The sequence below is a fragment of the Olavius algarvensis spirochete endosymbiont genome (assembly GCA_900608495.1).
GTDB lineage: Bacteria > Spirochaetota > Spirochaetia > DSM-2461 > DSM-2461 > UBA2779.
The window spans coordinates 1-412 of the sequence record UWYT01000020.1 but is presented as its reverse complement, the minus strand read 5'-3'; the positions used below and the strand labels follow the sequence as shown (position 1 = coordinate 412).

1 protein-coding gene is annotated in these 412 nt (G+C 41.3%); it reads right to left on the bottom strand.

Translation table 11 applies throughout. The features are described 5' to 3' along the window. Nucleotides 1-40: 40 nt before the first annotated feature. A partial coding sequence (locus S1OALGB6SA_RS09975; RefSeq protein WP_195910202.1) for a hypothetical protein occupies nucleotides 41-412 on the bottom strand: 372 nt, incomplete at its 5' end.

Below are 412 nucleotides of genomic sequence, written 5' to 3'. Positions count from 1 at the left end.
GGCTTTTTGGGTGCAGGTTCGAGGGGAGAAGGGATGGGGGTTAATACTCGAATAGTTTTTCGTAATGTTTGTCGTAGTAAGGCTGGTAATCAAAACCAGAGTATCCAAAGGATTTATAGTATTTAGTAGCAATCTTTGTAGTAATCTTTGAAAACCGCCCCTCATCATCGTATTCATAGGTGATGATTGATTCCTCAATCTCTGCACCGGGATCGGGGGAAACTGACTTCTCATAGACTAGCCTTCCAGCCTCATCATATCTACGAGTCGTTTGTCTGGTGTATTCGCTGTCTCCGTACTTCCAAACTATGTTTGTTTCATTATCGGCATACGAGAGATATATAGTGATATCGTTATCATCAGTTTCAACTCTTACCAGCTTTGTCCCCTCATAATAGTAGAAGTTAGTAGA